The sequence below is a fragment of the Glutamicibacter soli genome (assembly GCF_003309065.1).
Classification (GTDB): domain Bacteria; phylum Actinomycetota; class Actinomycetes; order Actinomycetales; family Micrococcaceae; genus Glutamicibacter; species Glutamicibacter soli.
Genome location: NZ_POAF01000002.1, coordinates 391,541 through 409,047 on the forward strand (window position 1 = coordinate 391,541; position 17,507 = coordinate 409,047).

Consider the following 17,507-nt stretch of genomic DNA (forward strand, 5'->3'; position numbering starts at 1 on the left):
CATGGATACCACGCGAATCGACGAACCCGAGTTGGAAGTCTTCGACGAGAACTGGCAGCGGGCGCTGGTGCTCATGGCGCACCCCGACGACCCCGAGTACGGGACCGCACTGGCGGTGAGCCGCTGGACCCGGCAGGGCAAAGAGGTAGCCTACGTCTTGGCGACCGCCGGCGAAGCAGGAATCGAGACCATGGCCCCGGCGCAGGCCGGACCGCTGCGCGAAATAGAGCAGCGGCGGGCCATAACCCACGTCGGAGTTCAGGAGCTTGAATTCCTGGGTCTGCCCGACGGCAGGTTGGAATACGGCATCGAGCTGCGCCGCGCCTTTGCCGCAGCGATCCGACGCCACCGCCCCGATGTGGTCATCACACTGAACTTTGAACGCACCTTCGGCGGCGTCTACCGGAACTCAGCAGACCACCAGGCCGTGGGCCGAGCCGTTCTCGATGCGGTCTCCGACGCAGCCAACTCCTGGATCTTCCCCGAACTCACCGATCCACCGCATACCGAAGTGCAGATGATCGCTGTTTTCGCCGACGGGGCGCCGACGCATTGCGTCCAGATCGAACAGCAGGACATCGATGCCGCCATCGCCGCATTAAGCGAACACCGCGAATACCTCGCGGCCTTGAGCCCTGACTCGATCGAGGACCAGGCGCGGGCACAAGTTGAGATGGTGCTGGGAGAACACCTCCCGGCAAGGGTGGGCTTCCGTGTCTACCGCTGAGTGGGATGGGCTGACCGAAGAGCAGCTGCGCGCCAACGGATCGCTGAAGTGGACCGCCCATGAGCACGCCATCGGGGCGTGGGTGGCGGAGATGGGTTACCCGTTGGCCACCCCCATCCGCCGAGCGCTGCGCGACTACGCCGAGTCGGAACTCTTCGGCTACCCGCCTCCGGCGCTCGATGCGCAGTTGGCGGCAGCGGCCAGCGACTACTACGGCAGGAACTTCGGCTGGACGCCCGATCCTGATTTCATCGCGCCAATTGCCGATGTGCTGGCCGGGCTTGGTGCCGTGCTGGACATCTTCCTGGAACCGCATGCCGCGGTCGTGGTTCCAACCCCGGCCTACATGCCGTTCCTGACCTATCCGGCGCTCAAGAACCGCCGAATTATCCAGGTGCCGATGCTGCGCGGCGACTCCGGATGGCAGATGGATCTGTCCGGCATCCGCGAAGCGCTGCAGAACGGCGGCGGTCTGGTGCTGTTGTGCACTCCGCACAATCCCATCGGCAAGGTCTACACGCGGCAGGAACTGCAGTCGCTGTCGGAAGTCGTCCAGGAGCAGGGAGCCAGGGTCTTCTCGGATGAGATCCATTCCTCGCTGGTTTTCGAGGGGGCCCATGCGCCCTATGCCTCGCTGTCGCCGGAAACTGCTGCGCACGCCATCACGGCAACCTCGGCGACCAAGGCATTCAACATGCCGGGCCTCAAGTGCGCGCAACTGGTCTTTTCCAACCCGGCCGATCTGGACCTCTGGCGGGACAAGGGATTCTTCATCGGTCATGGAGCCTCCACGCCTGGCAAACTGGCTACCATCGCGGCGTACAACAGCGGGGAACCGTGGCGCCAGCAGGTCTTGGGTTATCTTCGGGACAACCGGGATCTGCTCACCGAGCTGTTGGAAGAGCATCTGCCCGGGGTGTTCTGGCTCCCGCCGGAGGGGACCTATCTGAGCTGGCTGGATGCCAGGGCGTTGGGGCACGGCGAACGAACGGCCGAGTTCTTCCTCAGCCAGGCCCGCGTGGCACTGGTCGAGGGCGCCCAATGCGGCGAAGGGTCCGAGGGGTTCGTTCGCATGAACTTCGCGCTCCCCCGCCCGATCCTGGTCGAAGCCGTCAAGCGCATGGGACAGGCCGCATCGAAGGCGGATGGATTGTGAGCAAGGAACAGTCGAAATCAAAAATCCGGCGGAAGCTGGCCCATTCGCTCGACGGGCAGATTCCAGTGAGGCTCACACGCAGTGTTGCGCCGGACGAACGCGAGGAAGGAATCGTCCGCAAGCTGGGCGAGGACTGGGTCCTGCTCGTGAAATTGCGCGACAGGGCGTACTTCAACGGATACATGATCCTGCGGATTGCAGACCTCGAAAGGGTGAAGCTCACGCGCAAATTCATGCCGTTCATTGAATCGCAGGCACCGGCAGCACCTCAGCTGAACCTCAACGACATCGATCTGGGATCTGCCGGGAGCATCTACGCTACGGCTTCTGCCGCCGCGCCGCTGATCCTGCTCTACGAGGAAGTGCGTGCCCCGGACCAATTGTGGATTGGCACGGTTGTCGAATTGCGCCGGAAATCAGCGTGGATCCACATGATCAATCCGAACACACGCTGGTACGACAACGTCGTTAATGTCCGGTTCAAGCATCTGACACGTATTGACCTGCACAGCGACTACGACAGGGCGCTGCTCTACGTGGCCGGTCCCGAGCCGGAGGCCAGCTAATCTCAGGCGGTGCTTCCGACCCCTCCACGCAACAGGTGTCCTGGCTAGGGTTTGCCGGTAATCAAGTCCGCCATGCGGGCGATCGGCGAGGTGGTGCTGCGCCCGTCTAGCTCGCTGCGGTCAGCCTTGCCGTACGCTGCGTACAGCCCCTTGGTGGCGATCCAGCGCAGCGGTTCCGGCTCCCACTGGCGCACACGGTGGTTGACCCACGGCAGCGCGGTCAGCTCTGTGCAGTCGCCCAGCACCAGGTCGCGCAGGGTGCGCCCGGAGAGATTGGTCGTGGCCACGCCGGTGCCCACGTAGCCTCCGGCCCAGCCCAGGCCGGTGGCCGGATCCAGTCCCACGGTGGCCGCCCAGTCGCGCGGCACCCCGAGGACACCTGACCAGGCATGGTCGACGCGGGCGGAGGCGGTCTGCGGGAACATCCGGTGCAGCACCTCGGTCAGCCCGTCGACGGTGACCTGCGGCGTCTGGCCGTCGGTGTCCGTGCGCGAGCCGAACTTGTACGGCACCCCGCGCCCGCCGATGGCGATGCGGTCATCCGCGGTGCGCTGGGCATACATGTAGACGTGGGCGAAGTCGCCGAGCACCTCGCCCTGGCTCCAGTTCAACTCATCCCAGATGCCCTGGCTCAGCGGCTCGGTGGCGATCATCGAGGAGTTCATGGGCAGCCACAGGCGCTTATGGCCCTTGATGCCGGAGGTGAATCCCTCGGTGGCGCGCAGGATGAATTCAGCATTGAGCGTTCCGCCCTCGAATTCCAGCTGGCGCGGGCGGATGGTGGTGACGTGGGTGTTTTCGTAGATGGTGACGCCGAGCTGCTCAACCACCTCGGCCAGGGCCTTGACCAGCTTCGCCGGGTGGATGCGCGCTGCATGCGGGTGCCACAGCGCCGCCCGGGTTCCGGCGACATTGATTTTCGCGGAGGCCTCGGAAGCTTCAAGGAGCTTGGTGTCCGTGTGCGCCCACTGGGCTTCGGCTTTCGCGTGCGAGCGCAGGCGGTGTTCCTGAGCCGGGGTGTAGGCGACCTCGAATTCGCCGCCCTGCTGGATATCCGCGTCGATGCCTTCGACTTCGCAGACGGCGATGACCTCTGCGACGGTGCGGTTCATGGCGTCCTGGAAGGCCTCGGCCGCGCTGCGGCCGTGGCTCTTCACATAGCGTTCGCGGCCGCCGGTGACGGTGTTGGTCAGCCAGCCGCCGTTGCGCCCCGAGGCGCCGTAGCCTACATGGCGCGATTCGACCACGGTGATTTTCAGCCCCGGCTGCGCCTTGGCCAGGTAGTAGGCGGTCCACAGTCCGGTGAATCCGGCGCCCACGATGGCCACGTCGGCGGTGTGGTGGCCGGTGAGGGTCGGACGGGCTTCGGGCAGACCGATGTGCTCCCACCAATGGGACACGTGTCCGTTGATCATGAGAATCCTTCACTGCCGCATCGCAAAATGAACGTGCTTCACTTTGTGGGTTCAGGATTCACCCTATGATCCAGGCAACAGCCTGACAAGAGCTTGGGGCAAAATAACCGGAGGTTACTCGGAGAGCTCGACCTTCGCGCCGGGCGCCGGAGCGCTGACAGCCAGCGTGGCTACTCCCACTTCATCGCCCAGCTGGGCTCGCACCTGCTCGGCATGCTCGGCATCGCGCACCAGCAGAGCCAGGGTCGGGCCGGAGCCGGAGACCATGGCCCGCAGCGCGCCGGCGCCTTCGGCCAAGTCGCGCACGGTGCCCAGCTCCGGGGCCAGGGCCAGGGAGGCCTGGGTCAGGTCGTTGACGAGCACCTGCGACAGGGCCTGGGCGTCCGAGTGCATCAATGCCTCGATGACATCCGGGTCCACTTCCTGGGGTACCGCGATCTCCTGCCCGCTGCGCAACCGGTCGAGCATGGCGTAGACGCGCGGGGTAGACAGCCCGTAGCTGGCGGGGATCAGCACCCACTGGGTCTTGGCGCGGGTCAGCAGCGGGGCGAGCTTGTCCCCCACCCCCAAGCCGATGGCCGCGCCGCCCATCAACGCGAAAGGCACGTCCGCGCCCAGCCGGGCTCCGAGGCGCCCAAGCTCCTCGCGGTCCAGGCCCGTCTGCCACAGCTCGTTGCAGGCCACCAGGGTTGCCGCAGCATCCGCGGAACCGCCGCCCATGCCGCCGGCAATGGGCACCCGCTTGGTGATATGCAGGTTCGCGCCGAGGGTGCAGCCGGTGTGCTCGCGCAGCAGCTGCGCGGCCTTGTACACCAGGTTGTGCTCGCCCAGCGGGAAGTTCTCCGGGTCTGAAACCACCGCGGAACCAGGTTCAAGGCTCAGCTGCAGTTCGTTATCCTCGCGCAGCGTCGCTTCGATCTGCTCCAGCAGCGACACCGCGACATATAGGCTGGCGACCTCGTGGTAGCCGTCTTCGCGGGGCGGGCCGACACGGAAATAGACATTGATCTTGCCCGGCGCAGTGGCAATAACTCGCTGTTTGGCCATGCCTAGGACTCTGGCTTCGGTTCGGCCGGGACCTGCTCGGCGGCGCGGGCGATTGCGATGAACCCGTCGATATCCAGCTTCTCGCCGCGTTCCTTCGGGTCGATGCCCGCCAACGTGAGGATCTGCTCGGCGCGCATGCCGGACCCTGCCCAGCCGGAGAGCGCTGCGCGCAGGGTCTTGCGGCGTTGGGCGAAAGCGGCGTCGATGATCGCGAAGACCTGCTTGCGGTCCGGCGCATCGCTGCGGTCCTTGTCGCGGGTGAACCCGACCAGGCCTGAATGGATCTTGGGGGCCGGCCAGAAGACGTTCATGCCGATGACCCCGGCCTTGCGCATGGTTCCGTACCAGGCGCCCTTGACCGACGGCACGCCGTAGATCTTGCTGCCCGGGCTCGCGCTCATGCGGTCGGCCACCTCGTCCTGGACCATCACCAGGCCGTGGCGGATCGAGGGGAAGTGCTCCAGCAGGTGCAGCACCACGGGGACCGCGACGTTGTAGGGGAGGTTTGCCACCAGCGCGGTGGGATCCCCTGGAAGCTCGGTGACCTTCATGGCATCCGAGAGGATCACCGTCAGGTCCTTTTCACGGCCCGGACGGAACTCGGCCATGGTCTGCGGAAGGCGCTTGGCCAGCGGCGGATCGATCTCCACGGCGACCACCTTGTCGGCGGCGTCCATGATGCCCAGGGTCAGCGAACCGAGCCCCGGCCCGACCTCCAGCACGGTTTCCTCCGGGGAGACGTGGGCGGCCGCCACGATGCGACGGATGGTGTTCCCATCGATCACGAAGTTCTGGCCCAGGGTCTTGGTGGGCCGGATCCCCAGCTCATCAGCCAGGCGACGGATTTCGGTGGCCCCAAGCAGCGGCAAAGATTCCTTAGACATCACGTTCTCAATTCTAGTTCAGCCTGAGTCGGGCGCGGAAAAAGCGCAACGCGCCGGTTCGCTGAACCGGCGCGTTGCGCTCAATGAAGTGTCCGGGGCGGTGCTTAGCGCAGGCCCAGCTTGGACGAGCAGGCTGGCCAGTGGCCCCAGCCGCCGCTGGCACGCAGCTTCTCGGCTGCGGCAACCTGCTCGGCAGGAGTTGCCTGGTGCGGCAGCGGCGCGTACTTGGTGCCGCCCACTGCACGCCACGAGGAAGCCGAGAACTGCAGGCCGCCGTAGTAGCCGTTGCCGGTGTTGATCGACCAGTTGCCGCCGGACTCGCACTTGGCCAGGGCCGCCCAGGTCGAGGAGACGCTGCCGGACGGGGCCTTGGTGGACTTGGAAGAGGATTCCTTCTTCTCTTCTTTCTTTTCTTCCTTGGTGCCGACCTTGACAACCTCGGCAACAGGCTTCTTGGTGACCTTGGCCTTCAGGACTTCTTCCTCGCCCTTCTTGCCGTTGCGGGTCTCCTGGCGCAGGGTCAGCTCGCGCTCGCCCTTTTCGCCCTTGGTTTCCACCTTGGTCTTGCCCTTGGCCAGGTTCTTGTCCTTGACCTTCTCGGTCTCGAAGGCGATGTCGCGGGTCTCATCCCAGGTCTTGATGCTGACCTTGATGACCTCGATCTGCTGGCCGTCGGCGATCTTGGTGCTGGTCTCGACGTCTTTCTCGGTGTCCTTCTTAACCTTGACGTTGACCTCGTCGTCGTTGCCCAGGGAGACGTTTTCCTCGGCGAGCAGTTCCTTGACGGTCTGCGCGGTGGTCGAAACCTCGGTCTTCTTCTTGTCCACCTGCAGGGTGACTGCCTTCGGGGTGATGATCTCGATGTCGCTGGCGACTGCGGCCAGGTTCTGCGATTCATCCATGGAGATCTCGGCGCCCGTTTCCAGGTCGAGCTCCTCGACCAGATCGGCGACGGTCATGCCGGTGGTGTGCACCACGCGTTCTGTGCCGTCCAGGTTGACCTGGACCGACTTGTTGCGCTTGATCTCGATGTTCTGTGCGTCGACCACCGGGGCGTCGGTTGCCACGGAGATCTCGTCGCGCTCATCCAGGGTGATGTCCTGCTGCTCGAGCACGGAGGCTACGGTGGCGGCGCGGGTGGTAACCACCTTGCTCTCGCCATCGACGGAGATGGTGATTGATTTCTGGCCGGCGATATAGAAAACGGTTCCGGCAATCACCAGGGCCACGGCGAGCGCCTGGACCAGGTATTTAGCCCAGCGGTTCTTGAGCAAGTGAGTCACGGTAGTGAGATCCCCATCGTTTGTAGGCCGGGCTCCGGAAGGTGCCCCGGAAATGCTGTTCGGCCCGGCGGCTTGGCCGCCTGTCTATCATTCAGTTTCTGCGCCGTGTTTCCCAAGCTGTGGAACCAGGATCAGGCTGCGCGTCAACCAGCCGCCCTGTAATTGGGCGCCGTCGTGCAACACATCTGCATCTACCGTAACCGAATTGTTATATTTCAAGCAACAGTCATATGGCCATCAACACATTCGACGGGTCTAGAATGCCCCGTACACCTCGCGGGTATTCACCTCCAGCTGCGCGCAGAATTCCGCCAGCTGGGCGCCGCGGGTTTCGGCCATGAAACGCACCGTGTACGGGATCATGTAGCTGGCGTTGGGACGCCCCCGGAAGGGGTGCGGGGTGAGGAACGGCGCGTCAGTTTCCACCAGCAGCAACTCGGGTTTGGCAAGGCTCAATGCCTCGCGCAGCTCGTGCGAGTTCTTGAAGGTGACGGCCCCGGCGAAGGACATGTACCAGCCGTTCTCGTTGCAGATCCGCGCCAGCTCGGCGCCGCCGGAGAAGCAGTGGAAGACCACACGCTCGGGCAGGGTCGAATCCTTCAGGATCCGCACCACATCGTCGTGTGCGTCACGGTCGTGGATTTGCAGGGCCTTTTCCTGCTCAACGGCGATGCGCAGATGCTCGCGGAAAGAGTATTCCTGGGCGCCGTGTCCTTCTTCGCCGGTGCGGAAGTAGTCAAGTCCGGTCTCCCCGATGGCGCGCACCCGCCCGTCGGCGGCCAGCTGCTCGATCCGGGCGATTGCCCCATCCAGGGCACCGTGTTCGGCCAGCCGCGCCGCATCGTTGGGATGGATGGCCACGGCGGCCAGCACGTTGGGGAAATCGTTGGCCGCCTTGACGGCGTATTCGGAGGACTCGACGTCGCAGCCGACCTGGATCAGGCCCTTGACCCCCACGGCCGCCGCGGCGGCCAGCGCGTCGGCGGCTTCGACCCGGACCTCTCCGTCCAGGAAGTCCAGGTGCGTGTGGTTGTCCACCACCGCCACCGGCAGCGGGTCCGGCGCTTCGGGATACCGCAGGTTGCGCTTCGATCCGCCCTTTTCATTGGTCCCGGAGCGGCCCCGCTCCCCGTCCGCGGCCGCAGCCTGCTGGGCGTCGGGGCGGTAGGCCGTGGGGATGCCGGCGTAGATATCGCCGGAGTTCGTCGCTTCGTTCTTTGCTGGCACCGCTGGTCCTTCACATCCGCTGGTCTTCCGGGCGCTGGGCCCACCAGTCATTCTCTCACCCCGCCCGCGCGCAGGTGAAGCCGACGGGGCTGGATTCGGGCAATTAGAGTCTGTTACTGGATAAAAGAACCCCATACGATATGTGCAACAGCTATCAGGATTCGACTGTCCGCAACGACCTTGCGGACAGGCTGAACCCGTCAGGAGGATGCGCATGAGCGCAAACCCAACGTTGCCTTCGCTCGACTCGTCGTTCAGGCACAATTGCCAGCGCGTCCTCGAAGCGGTGCAAACCGTCATCACCGGCAAACCCGAAGCGGTCACCAACGCCCTGGTGGTGCTGCTGGCCCAAGGCCACCTGCTGGTGGAGGACGTGCCGGGGGTCGGCAAGACCATGCTGGCCAAGTCCCTGGCGCGCAGCGTGGACGGTTCGGTGCACCGCATCCAGTTCACCCCGGACCTGCTGCCCAGCGACGTCACCGGCGTCTCCGTGTATTCCCCGCAGACCCACGAGTTCACCTTCCACCCGGGCCCCATCTTCGCGAACATCGTCATTGCCGACGAGATCAACCGCGCCAACGCCAAAACCCAGTCCGCGCTGCTCGAATGCATGGAGGAGCAGCAGGTGACCGTGGATTCCATCACCCACCCGTTGCAGCGCCCGTTCATGGTGGTCGCCACCCAGAACCCCATCGACTCCGAAGGCACCTTCGCCCTGCCCGAGGCCCAGCGCGACAGGTTCATGGGCAGGATTTCCATGGGCTACCCGCGGCGGGACGACGAGCTGGCGATGCTCGGCAGCCACCACCGGGACGAGCCGCTGCAGTCGCTGGCTCCGGTGCTGCAGCTGGAGGAGCTGGTCCGGATGATCGAGCAGGTCAAGCTCGTCACGGTCACCGACCGGCTGAGCGCCTACGTGGTGGATCTGGGGCGAGCCTCGCGCGAGCACCCGCAGGTGCAGCTGGGCGCTTCGCCGCGCGCGCTGCTGCAGTGGGTGCGCGCCGCCAAGTCCCACGCCGCGATCTCCGGGCGGGACCACGTGCTGCCCGAGGACGTGCGCGCGGTGGCGGAAATGGTGCTCAGCCACCGGCTGATCCTCACCCGCCGGGCCTTGGCCGACGGGGTGGAACCGGCGGCCGTCGTGCAGGAACTGCTGGCCAGCACGCCGGTCAGCTAGGCGGTGAGCCCATGGACAAGCCCCAGCGCTTCGACTCGCGTAACGCCCTGTCCTGGACGCGCTCCGAGCCGGGCCCCGAAGCCCTGCGCCGGTGGCATCTGGACCTGTTCACCCCGCGCGGCTGGTACACCCTGGGGGCCGGGGCGGGGCTGATCGCCCTGGCCTATGTCCTGGGGCGCCACGAGCTCATGGCCCTGGGCGTCGGGCTGGCCGCGCTGGCAATTGCCAGCTGGCTGCTCGTCCTGCGCGCCCGGCGCACCACCAGCCTGCGCCGCAGGCTGCACTCCCCCGCGGCCACCGTGGCGGAGCCCGCGCTGGTCACCCTCGAATGCCCCGACGAGGTGCGCATCCGCGAAACCCTGCCCGAAGAATTCGGCCCCGGACCCGAGCTGGAGGGCCCCGGCGCGGTCGACTACGAGCTGGTGTTCCGCTCGCGCGGCGTCCACCTGCTGGGCCCGGCCCGGCAGGTGATCTCCGATCCGCTGGGATTGATCCGCGGCATGGTGTCCATCGGGCAGCCGCAGCCGGTGCCGGTGCGCGCCCAGATCCACCCGCTGGCGCGTTTCGCCTCGCTGGGTGAACGCATGCTCACCGGCGACGCCCGGTTCTCCCGCAGCACCACCGCCGACTACTACGACGTGGCCACGCGCGACTACCAGCAGGGAGATTCGATCCGTCAGGTGCACTGGAAGGCCACCGCGCGCCACGGGAAACTCATGGTGCGCCAGGAGAACCACGTGGCCACCGCCCAGGCGCTGATGGTGCTTGACCGCACCGCGGAGCATTGGCAATCCGGCGGCGCTGACCTGCGGATCGGCATCCCGCAGGGTCTGGGCCCGGAACTGTCCAGCAGCCGCCGCTTCGAGAACGCGCTGTCGCTGGCCTGCAGCATCGGCCAGCGCTACGCGGACAGCGGCTACCAGCTGTTGTTCCGGGACCTGGACGGCAGCCCGCTGGTGGGCGGGGAATCCCTGCGGCTTTCCGAGCATGCCGCCCGCTCGAGCTTCGAGGACTTCCACCTGGCCAGCGCCGAACTCGGTCCGCTGCCCGCCGCACCGGGGCAGCACCAGGCCCAGGACCTGATCGGAGCGAATCTGCACCGCGAGCTGCTCTCGATGCGCGAAGAACCGGTGATCATGATTCTCGGCCAGGTGAGCCTCGACCAGGCCGCCGCTTTGGCGGCCCTGTCCCGCACGGTGCGCCACGTGGAGCTGTTCCTGCTGGCCGCCCATCCCGAACGCTACGCGCAGGTCCAGCAGCTGATGGCCCGCACCGGATGGAACATCCACCTGCTGCACGGCAACGGTTCCCTGGACGACGCGCGAGGTGTCTCATGAGCGCAACCCTGCACGACTCCCCCGCCCTCCCGGCCCCGGACCCCGAATCCCGGCGGCCGGCGCCCGCCGCGCCGATGACCCACAACCTGCTGGCCCGCACCGCGGCAGCGCTCTGCCTGGCCGTGGCGGTGCTCGCCGGATTCGCCTCGCTGACCGGCGTGGTGGAAGGCCGGGCGTGGTTCCCGGCGCTGGTGCTGCCGGTGCTGGCCATCCACCTCAGCGCAGGGGTGCTGCGCGGAATCACCGGGCTGCGCTGGGTCGCCTACCCGGTCGCCATGCTGGTGGCGCTGGTCGCCCTGGTCCAGCACGAAGCCATGCTGTCCACCGGGTACACGCTCACCGGATTCCAGTGGTTCAACGCGGTGCTCTCCGAGGCGGCCTTGCAGCTGTCCACCCAGGTGCCGCCGGTGGCCTACTCGCGCTACGTGGCCTTCGCCATCCTGGTCTGCGCGGTGGCGATCAGCCTGCTCATCGAGCTGCTGGCAAGCTTCCGCAAGGTCGCGCTGCTGGTGATCGCCCCGTTGTGCTTCGCCCCGGTGGTCGCCTCGCTGTTCAAGCAGGAAGGCGCCGGCATCTGGAACCTGGCGCTGCTGCTCGCGGCGGTGCTGGGCTACACGGCCCTGCTGCCCTACCTGTTCCGCGGCGGCCAGCCGCCGGCCCATCCGAAATTCCCTGCCCCGCGGCAGCTCGGATTCCTCGGGGCCACCGCGCTGGTCTGCATTGCGGCGATGCTGGCTGCCGGATTCTGGATGCCGGGCTTTCGCAAGGGCATGTTCCCGGAAGGCATCCGCCCCTCCGGAGACCTGTTGGCCAGCAACGTCGATCCGCTGCTGACCCTGGGCCGGGACCTGCGCGCCAACAACGGCAGCACCGTGCTCAGCTACTACACCAGCTCGGACAAGGCCCCGTACCTGCGCACCTCGGTCATCGAGGACCTGTCGCAGGCCCGCTGGGAACCCAACGAGGCGCTGCCCAAGGACACCTACTTCGGCAACACCGCCATGCAGGAGGACTTCACCACCTTCAACGCCAACGAACAGGTGGCAAGGCTTGAATGGGCCAACGGCATCTCCTCCCCGGTGCTGCCGCTGCCGAACCGCAGCTACTTCGTGGAGGGCATCGTCGGCAACTGGAACTGGGTCCCCGAATCCTCGGTGGCCCGGCTCAGCGGCGATGCGGTAGCGGCGACCGGGGATGTTTCGGTGGCGTACTCGGAATTGGACCTCAGCCCGCAGATGGCCCGCAATCTGGGCTTCTTCGGCGGGGTGCCGCAGGACGAGCCCGGCGAGGTCTACCGCCAGCTGCCCGAGGACCCGGAAAATACGCTGCGCACCTCCCTGGACGGCGCCCTGGACGAGGCCTACACGGATGCCGACTCGACCGGCAGCGACTTCGAGAAGGCCGTGGCGATCCAGGATTTCCTGCGCTCGCGCAAGTTCGTGTACTCGGAGCGCACCCCGCTGCGCGAAGGCTACGACGGCGCGAACAAGCGTGTGGTCGAAGCCTTCCTTGAACGCCGGCAGGGATACTGCGTGCACTTCGCCTCCGCCATGGCCCTGATGGCCAGGGAGGCGGGGATCCCCTCGCGGATCGCGGTGGGCTACGCGCCGGGCAAGGCCAACGGCAAGACCGTTCAGGTCGGCAAGGACACCGCCGAAAGCGAGCTGGAGTCGAGGCTGGAGCCGGGCACCAAGCTGACCGGGTATTCGGTCACCGGCCAGCAGTCGCATTCCTGGCCCGAGCTCTACCTCCAGGGGCTGGGCTGGGTGCCCTTCGAGCCGACCCCTGGCCAGGGCCAGCCGCCGAGCTACGCCCCGCAGGAAACCAGCACCGCCGGGCCTGCGGAATTCGTCGACGAGGAGGTCCCCACGGACCGCGCCACCCAGCGCCCCGCGGAATCGCCCGAGGCCAGCGCCCCGGCCGCCGCGCCGCAGGCGGCTCCGGGAGAACCCGCTAACGGCTGGTGGGCGCTGGCGCTGCTGGCCGTCGTGGTCGGCGGGGCGCTCTCGCTGGCCCCGCTGCGGCGCCGGCACCTGGCCAGGCAGCGCCAGATGCTGATCGCCGCCGGCGGCGAACCCGCGGCCGAGGCGCTGTGGGTGGAGTTGCAGGCCATCGGCGCCGATGCCGGACGGCGGGCCGGGGAGCAGGAATCGGTCAGCGACTACACCCGCAGGCTCGGGGACGATTTCATCGGGCTCGATGCCGAACTGCGGCGGCTGGAAACTGCCATCCAGGCCAGCTTCTACGCCTCCCGGCATCCGGAACCCGGTGCCGCGAAGCAGCTGGTTTCCGACCTGCAGTCGGTGCGCGCGCAGTTGCACCTGTCCCTGCCGCTGCGCGCCCGGCTGGCCGCAGCGCTCTTCCCCGCGTCCCTGCGGACGGCGAGGCTGCGGCGGCTTGACGATTCCCGGGCCGCCCGGAGCACGGCGAGCTAGGACGGTTTAAAGCAGCCGACGGGCGGCCCCGCAAGGGGACCGCCCGTCGGCGTTCTACCGGTGCCGCCTACTTGGCCGCGTACGGATCAGCGATGCCGATGTACTGCACGGTGGTGTACTCGGCCAGGCCCTCGGCGCCGCCTTCGCGGCCGAGGCCCGACTGCTTCACGCCGCCGAACGGCGCCGCGGCGTTGGAGATGACGCCGGCGTTGAAGCCGACCAGGCCGAACTCGATCTGCTCTGCCACGCGGAACAGGCGGTTGAAGTCCTTGGAGTAGATGTAGGACGCCAGGCCGTACTCCGAAGCGTTGGCCAGCTTGATGGCGTGCTCCTCGGAGGTGAAGGTGGTCACCGGTGCCACCGGGCCGAAGATTTCCTGGCCCAGGATCTCGGCATCGTTGGCTACGTTGGCCAGCACGGTCGGCTGGTAGAAGTAGCCCGGGCCCTCGACCGGCGCGCCGCCGACGATGGCGGTGGCGCCGTTGGAAACGGCTGCCTCAACCAGTGCGTGGACCTCGTCGCGGGCCTTTTCCTCGACCAGCGGGCCGACGGTGGAGTCGGCCTCGGTGCCGCGCCCCGGCTTCAGCGCCTTCATGGCGGCGGCGAACTTGGCGGTGAATTCCTCGGCCACGTCCTGGTGCACCAGGAAGCGGTTGGCAGCGGTGCAGGCCTCGCCCATGTTGCGCATCTTGGCGGCCATGGCGCCCTCGACTGCAGCGTCCAGGTCGGCGTCCTCGAAGACGATGAACGGCGCGTTGCCGCCCAGTTCCATCGAGGTGCGCAGCACCTTGTCCGCGGCGTCCTTCATCAGCTGCTTGCCCACCGGGGTGGAGCCGGTGAAGGACACCTTGCGCAGGCGGTCGTCCTGCATCAGCGGGCCGGAGATCTTCGAGGCCGAAGCGCCGGAGACCACGTTCAGCACGCCTGCCGGCAGGCCGGCTTCCATCATGGTGGCGGCGAACAGCTGGCTGGTCAGCGGGGTCAGCTTGGCTGGCTTGAGCACCATGGTGCAGCCTGCGGCAACTGCCGGGCCGACCTTGCGGGTGGCCATGGCCAGCGGGAAGTTCCATGGGGTGATCAGCAGGCACGGGCCGACAGGCTTGTGCTGGACCAGGACCTTGTTCTTGCCCTCAGGGGTGGTGATGTAGCGGCCGTAGTGGCGCACGGTCTCTTCGGAGAACCAGCGCAGGAACTCGGCGCCGTAGGTGACCTCGCCGTAGGCCTCGGCCAGCGGCTTGCCCATTTCCAGGCTCATCAGCAGCGCGAAGTCGTCCTTGCGCTCGGTGACCAGGTCGAAGGCGCGGCGCAGGATCTCGGCGCGTTCGCGTGGAGCGGTCAGGGCCCATTCGGCCTGTACTGCATCGGCGGCGTCAAGGGCGGCCATGGCGTCTTCGCTGGTGGCGCTGGCCAAGGTCAGCAGCTTCTGTCCGGTGGCCGGGTCGAGCACGTCAAAGGTGCCGCCATCCGAGGCATCGCGCCATTCGCCGTTGATCAAAAGGCCGGTTGGCACCTTGGCGAGCAACTCGGCTTCGCGCTGAGCAGTAATCGACATACGCACATCTCCTGAAACTCTAAATGAAGCTAATCTTCGTTGATCCCAACGCTATTCTCGGCACGCTGGCGCTGTAAATCGCCCGTTGCACTACGAAAGCGCAGATTCATTGTGCATTCAGCCTACGCCAAGACGCCTATATTTCACTTTCCTTACGTTCAGCCAAGACTGCCTCGTAAAGGTCTCGTTTTTTCACGCCGTGCTGCTCCGCCACGTCCGCGACTGCCTGCTTCATCCGGGTCCCGCCGTCGACCAGTTCCGCGACCTTGGGCAGCAGGTCCTCCATGGAGGCCGCTTCCGGTTCAGGAGCCCCCGACACCACCACCACGATTTCACCGCGAAGCCCTTCCAACGCCCAACGGTGCAGTTCACTCAGGCTGTCGCGGCGGACTTCCTCGAACTTCTTGGTCAGCTCGCGGGCCACGGCCGCCTGCCGGTCGCCGCCGAAGGCCTCGATCGCCGCTTCCAGGAAATCCGCGACGCGATGCGGGGCTTCGAAGAACACCATGGTGCGTTCCTCGTGCAGCAGCGCGTCCAGGCGCTTGCGGCGTTCGCCGGCCTTGCGCGGCAAGAAGCCCTCGAAGGTGAAGCGGCCGGTCGGCAAGCCCGACAAGGCCAGCGCGGTGAGCACCGCTGACGGGCCGGGCACCGCGGTGACGCGGATTCCCTCGTCCAGGGCGGCGGCCACCAACGGGTAGCCGGGATCCGAGACAGCGGGCATGCCGGCGTCCGAGACCACCAGGATGGTGGATCCGGTTTTGGCCAGCTCCAGCACCTCGGAGAGCTTGTGGGCCTCGTTGTGCTCATGCAAGCTCATGACCCGGGCGTTGATCTTCAGCCCCAGCGCGTTGGCCAGGTGGTGGAAGTTCCTGGTGTCTTCCGCAGCGATGATATCTGCGCTCACCATGATTTCCTTCAGGCGCGGTGACGCGTCGGACAAATTGCCAATGGGGGTGGCTCCCAGGACGATGACGCCCTCATTCTCTGAGTTCTGCACATTCTTTAGCCTACGCGAAGTAGGAAAAGCGCACATTCTCCCAAGCGCGCCGGTAGCATGACTCTTGATGAGCCCCACTGCCTTGCAAACCCCGGACACCGGTCACGTGCGATCAGCGCGCCAAGCCTTCACCTTGGAGAGCCTGAAACTGCGGTTGCTGACCGCGACGGCTCCCCGGGGGCCGCTGATGTGGATCATTCCGCTGGCGGTCACGCTCATCGCAGGGCTGCTGCGCTTCATCAACCTCTCGCACCCCCACATGCTTATCTTCGACGAGACCTACTACGTCAAGGACGCGTACTCGATGCTGCAAAGCGGCTACGAGCGCGAGTGGGAAGAAGACATCAACGAGCAGTTCATCGCCGGCGATCCGCGGCTGACCAACGAGCCATCCTTCGTGGTGCACCCGCCGCTGGGCAAATGGCTGATCGGCCTGGGCATGCTGCTCTTCGGGGACTTCAACGGCATGGGCTGGCGCTTCTCCGCCGCGCTGTTCGGCACCCTGGCGGTCCTGCTGGTCACGCTCAGCGCCCGGCAGCTGTTCGGCTCGCACTACCTGGCAGGCATCGCCGGGCTGCTCATGGCAGTCGACGGGCACTCGATTGTCATGTCGCGCACCGCGCTGTTGGACATCTTCCTGATGTTCTTCATCAGCGCCGCGTTCTACGCGCTGCTCAAGGACCGCGCCCACGGCAGGCTGTCGCTGGCGAAAAAACTCGCGGTGCCCGCCGGCAACCGGCCCGACGACTTCCTGCTGACCCGCGGCCCCATGCTCTGGTGGCGGCCGTGGCGGCTGGCCGCCGCGGTGATGCTCGGCTGCGCGGTCGGCGTGAAATGGTCGGCGCTCTCCTTCGTCGCGGTGTTCTGCGTGATGGCCGTGCTGTGGGACTTCTCCGCACGGCGCACCGCCGGCATCCACAAGTGGTTCAGCTCCGCGCTGGCGCGCGACGGCATCTACGCCTTCGCGACCATGATGCCGGTGGTCCTGCTGACCTACCTGTCCACCTGGGCCGGCTGGTTCGCCACCAACGGCGGGCGCTACCGGCACTGGGCCGAGGAGCATCCGGGCGAGGGAATCAGCTGGCTGCCGGCGCCGCTGCGCTCGCTGTGGGAATACCACCAGGCCGGCTACACCTTCCACACGGGCCTGGGATCCCCTCACGGCTGGCAGTCCTCCCCATGGACCTGGCCCTTCGCCGGACGCCCGGTGATGTTCTATTTCGAAGGCTACGACCAGGGCGTCAACGGGTGCGACGTCTCGCGCTGCACCGAAGTCATCACCGACCTGCCGAACCCGGTGATGTGGTGGGCCTGCTCGCTGAGCATGCTGCTGCTGATCCTATGGTGGATCGGCGCCCGCGACTGGCGGGCCGGGGCCATCCTCTCGGCCGGCGCCGCCGGCTTCCTGCCCTGGCTGATGTACCCCGAGCGCACCATGTATTTCTTCTACACCCTGCCGATGGTTCCGGCCATGGTCCTCGCGCTGACGTATATGATAGGGAAGTTCATTTCCAGCGATCCTCGCCGGGGCGCGGCTACACGCCCCCGGGTTGCCGCGGTCTCCGTGTTCCTGGCAGTTCTGCTGCTGGTTTCCGCCCTGTTCTGGCCGATCTGGAGCGGCGAGCTGATCGATGATGAGTACTGGCGTGCGCTGCGCTGGATCCCCAACTGGGGATAGTCCCCCGCTGCCGCCGCGCCCCACGC

The 17,507-nt window shown here is 66.6% G+C and carries 14 protein-coding genes; 7 read left to right on the plus strand and 7 right to left on the minus strand.

Annotated features, from left to right (window positions below; genetic code table 11):
• Position 1 precedes the first annotated feature (1 nt).
• The 3 genes from C1H84_RS05390 to C1H84_RS05400 are packed head-to-tail and all read left to right on the plus strand — an operon-like array spanning position 2 to position 2,449.
• Positions 2–727 (plus strand): PIG-L deacetylase family protein, encoded by a 726-nt coding sequence (locus tag C1H84_RS05390; RefSeq protein WP_220124878.1) that lies wholly within the window; start codon positions 2–4, stop codon positions 725–727.
• A complete protein-coding gene (locus C1H84_RS05395; RefSeq protein WP_113606767.1) occupies positions 714–1,883 on the plus strand; it encodes a MalY/PatB family protein in 1,170 nt (389 codons plus the stop codon). The genes C1H84_RS05390 and C1H84_RS05395 overlap by 14 nt, the downstream gene beginning before the upstream one ends.
• Positions 1,880–2,449, plus strand: a complete 570-nt coding sequence (locus C1H84_RS05400; protein ID WP_113606768.1) for a hypothetical protein — start codon at positions 1,880–1,882, stop codon at positions 2,447–2,449. Before C1H84_RS05395 ends, C1H84_RS05400 begins: the two co-directional genes overlap by 4 nt.
• 44 nt (positions 2,450–2,493) lie before the next feature.
• Here C1H84_RS05400 and C1H84_RS05405 read toward each other — a convergent pair whose 3' ends face one another.
• From C1H84_RS05405 to C1H84_RS05425, 5 genes are all read right to left on the minus strand, one after another.
• Positions 2,494–3,864 (minus strand): NAD(P)/FAD-dependent oxidoreductase, encoded by a 1,371-nt coding sequence (locus C1H84_RS05405; RefSeq protein WP_113606769.1) that lies wholly within the window; start codon positions 3,862–3,864, stop codon positions 2,494–2,496.
• A 114-nt stretch (positions 3,865–3,978) separates the two neighbouring features.
• Positions 3,979–4,911 carry a 4-(cytidine 5'-diphospho)-2-C-methyl-D-erythritol kinase gene (locus C1H84_RS05410; protein WP_053797524.1) on the minus strand — a complete coding sequence of 311 codons (933 nt, stop codon included), beginning with the start codon at positions 4,909–4,911 and terminating at the stop codon, positions 3,979–3,981.
• Positions 4,912–4,913: 2 nt separating this feature from the next.
• Positions 4,914–5,795, minus strand: a complete 882-nt coding sequence (rsmA, locus tag C1H84_RS05415) for a 16S rRNA (adenine(1518)-N(6)/adenine(1519)-N(6))-dimethyltransferase RsmA (protein ID WP_113606770.1) — start codon at positions 5,793–5,795, stop codon at positions 4,914–4,916.
• A 104-nt stretch (positions 5,796–5,899) separates the two neighbouring features.
• The gene (locus tag C1H84_RS18615; protein WP_113606771.1) at positions 5,900–7,078 is read right to left on the minus strand and encodes a resuscitation-promoting factor; all 1,179 of its coding nucleotides are present in this window, start codon (positions 7,076–7,078) and stop codon (positions 5,900–5,902) included.
• A 255-nt stretch (positions 7,079–7,333) separates the two neighbouring features.
• Positions 7,334–8,305 carry a TatD family hydrolase gene (locus C1H84_RS05425; protein WP_244910813.1) on the minus strand — a complete coding sequence of 324 codons (972 nt, stop codon included), beginning with the start codon at positions 8,303–8,305 and terminating at the stop codon, positions 7,334–7,336.
• 214 nt (positions 8,306–8,519) lie between these two features.
• Here C1H84_RS05425 and C1H84_RS05430 point away from each other — a divergent pair, with 214 nt between their 5' ends.
• The 3 genes from C1H84_RS05430 to C1H84_RS05440 are packed head-to-tail and all read left to right on the plus strand — an operon-like array spanning position 8,520 to position 13,254.
• Complete coding sequence (locus C1H84_RS05430; RefSeq protein WP_082344653.1) at positions 8,520–9,482, plus strand: AAA family ATPase; 963 nt, start codon at positions 8,520–8,522, stop codon at positions 9,480–9,482.
• An 11-nt stretch (positions 9,483–9,493) separates the two neighbouring features.
• Positions 9,494–10,819 (plus strand): DUF58 domain-containing protein, encoded by a 1,326-nt coding sequence (locus C1H84_RS05435; protein ID WP_113606773.1) that lies wholly within the window; start codon positions 9,494–9,496, stop codon positions 10,817–10,819.
• Positions 10,816–13,254 (plus strand): transglutaminase TgpA family protein, encoded by a 2,439-nt coding sequence (locus tag C1H84_RS05440; protein ID WP_181728043.1) that lies wholly within the window; start codon positions 10,816–10,818, stop codon positions 13,252–13,254. The genes C1H84_RS05435 and C1H84_RS05440 overlap by 4 nt, the downstream gene beginning before the upstream one ends.
• A 67-nt stretch (positions 13,255–13,321) precedes the next feature.
• Here the strand turns inward: C1H84_RS05440 and C1H84_RS05445 are convergent, their stop codons facing one another.
• Both C1H84_RS05445 and rsmI read right to left on the minus strand, forming a co-directional pair.
• Positions 13,322–14,806 carry an NAD-dependent succinate-semialdehyde dehydrogenase gene (locus tag C1H84_RS05445; RefSeq protein ID WP_047118463.1) on the minus strand — a complete coding sequence of 495 codons (1,485 nt, stop codon included), beginning with the start codon at positions 14,804–14,806 and terminating at the stop codon, positions 13,322–13,324.
• Positions 14,807–14,942: 136 nt separating this feature from the next.
• Complete coding sequence (gene rsmI / locus C1H84_RS05450; RefSeq protein ID WP_244910814.1) at positions 14,943–15,803, minus strand: 16S rRNA (cytidine(1402)-2'-O)-methyltransferase; 861 nt, start codon at positions 15,801–15,803, stop codon at positions 14,943–14,945.
• 67 nt (positions 15,804–15,870) lie between these two features.
• Between rsmI and C1H84_RS05455 the strand changes: the two genes are divergently transcribed.
• A complete protein-coding gene (locus C1H84_RS05455) occupies positions 15,871–17,481 on the plus strand; it encodes a dolichyl-phosphate-mannose--protein mannosyltransferase (protein ID WP_113606776.1) in 1,611 nt (536 codons plus the stop codon).
• The last annotated feature ends 26 nt before the right edge of the window (positions 17,482–17,507 follow it).

Coding starts and splice junctions, on each gene's coding strand:
- rsmA (WP_113606770.1), bottom strand. CDS start 5,795: ATGTCTAAGGAATCTTTGCCGCTGCTTGGGGCCACCGAAATCCGTCGC.
- C1H84_RS05405 (WP_113606769.1), bottom strand. CDS start 3,864: ATGATCAACGGACACGTGTCCCATTGGTGGGAGCACATCGGTCTGCCC.
- C1H84_RS05390 (WP_220124878.1), top strand. CDS start 2: ATGGATACCACGCGAATCGACGAACCCGAGTTGGAAGTCTTCGACGAG.
- C1H84_RS05430 (WP_082344653.1), top strand. CDS start 8,520: ATGAGCGCAAACCCAACGTTGCCTTCGCTCGACTCGTCGTTCAGGCAC.
- C1H84_RS05440 (WP_181728043.1), top strand. CDS start 10,816: ATGAGCGCAACCCTGCACGACTCCCCCGCCCTCCCGGCCCCGGACCCC.
- C1H84_RS05455 (WP_113606776.1), top strand. CDS start 15,871: ATGAGCCCCACTGCCTTGCAAACCCCGGACACCGGTCACGTGCGATCA.
- C1H84_RS05410 (WP_053797524.1), bottom strand. CDS start 4,911: ATGGCCAAACAGCGAGTTATTGCCACTGCGCCGGGCAAGATCAATGTC.
- C1H84_RS05445 (WP_047118463.1), bottom strand. CDS start 14,806: ATGTCGATTACTGCTCAGCGCGAAGCCGAGTTGCTCGCCAAGGTGCCA.
- C1H84_RS05435 (WP_113606773.1), top strand. CDS start 9,494: ATGGACAAGCCCCAGCGCTTCGACTCGCGTAACGCCCTGTCCTGGACG.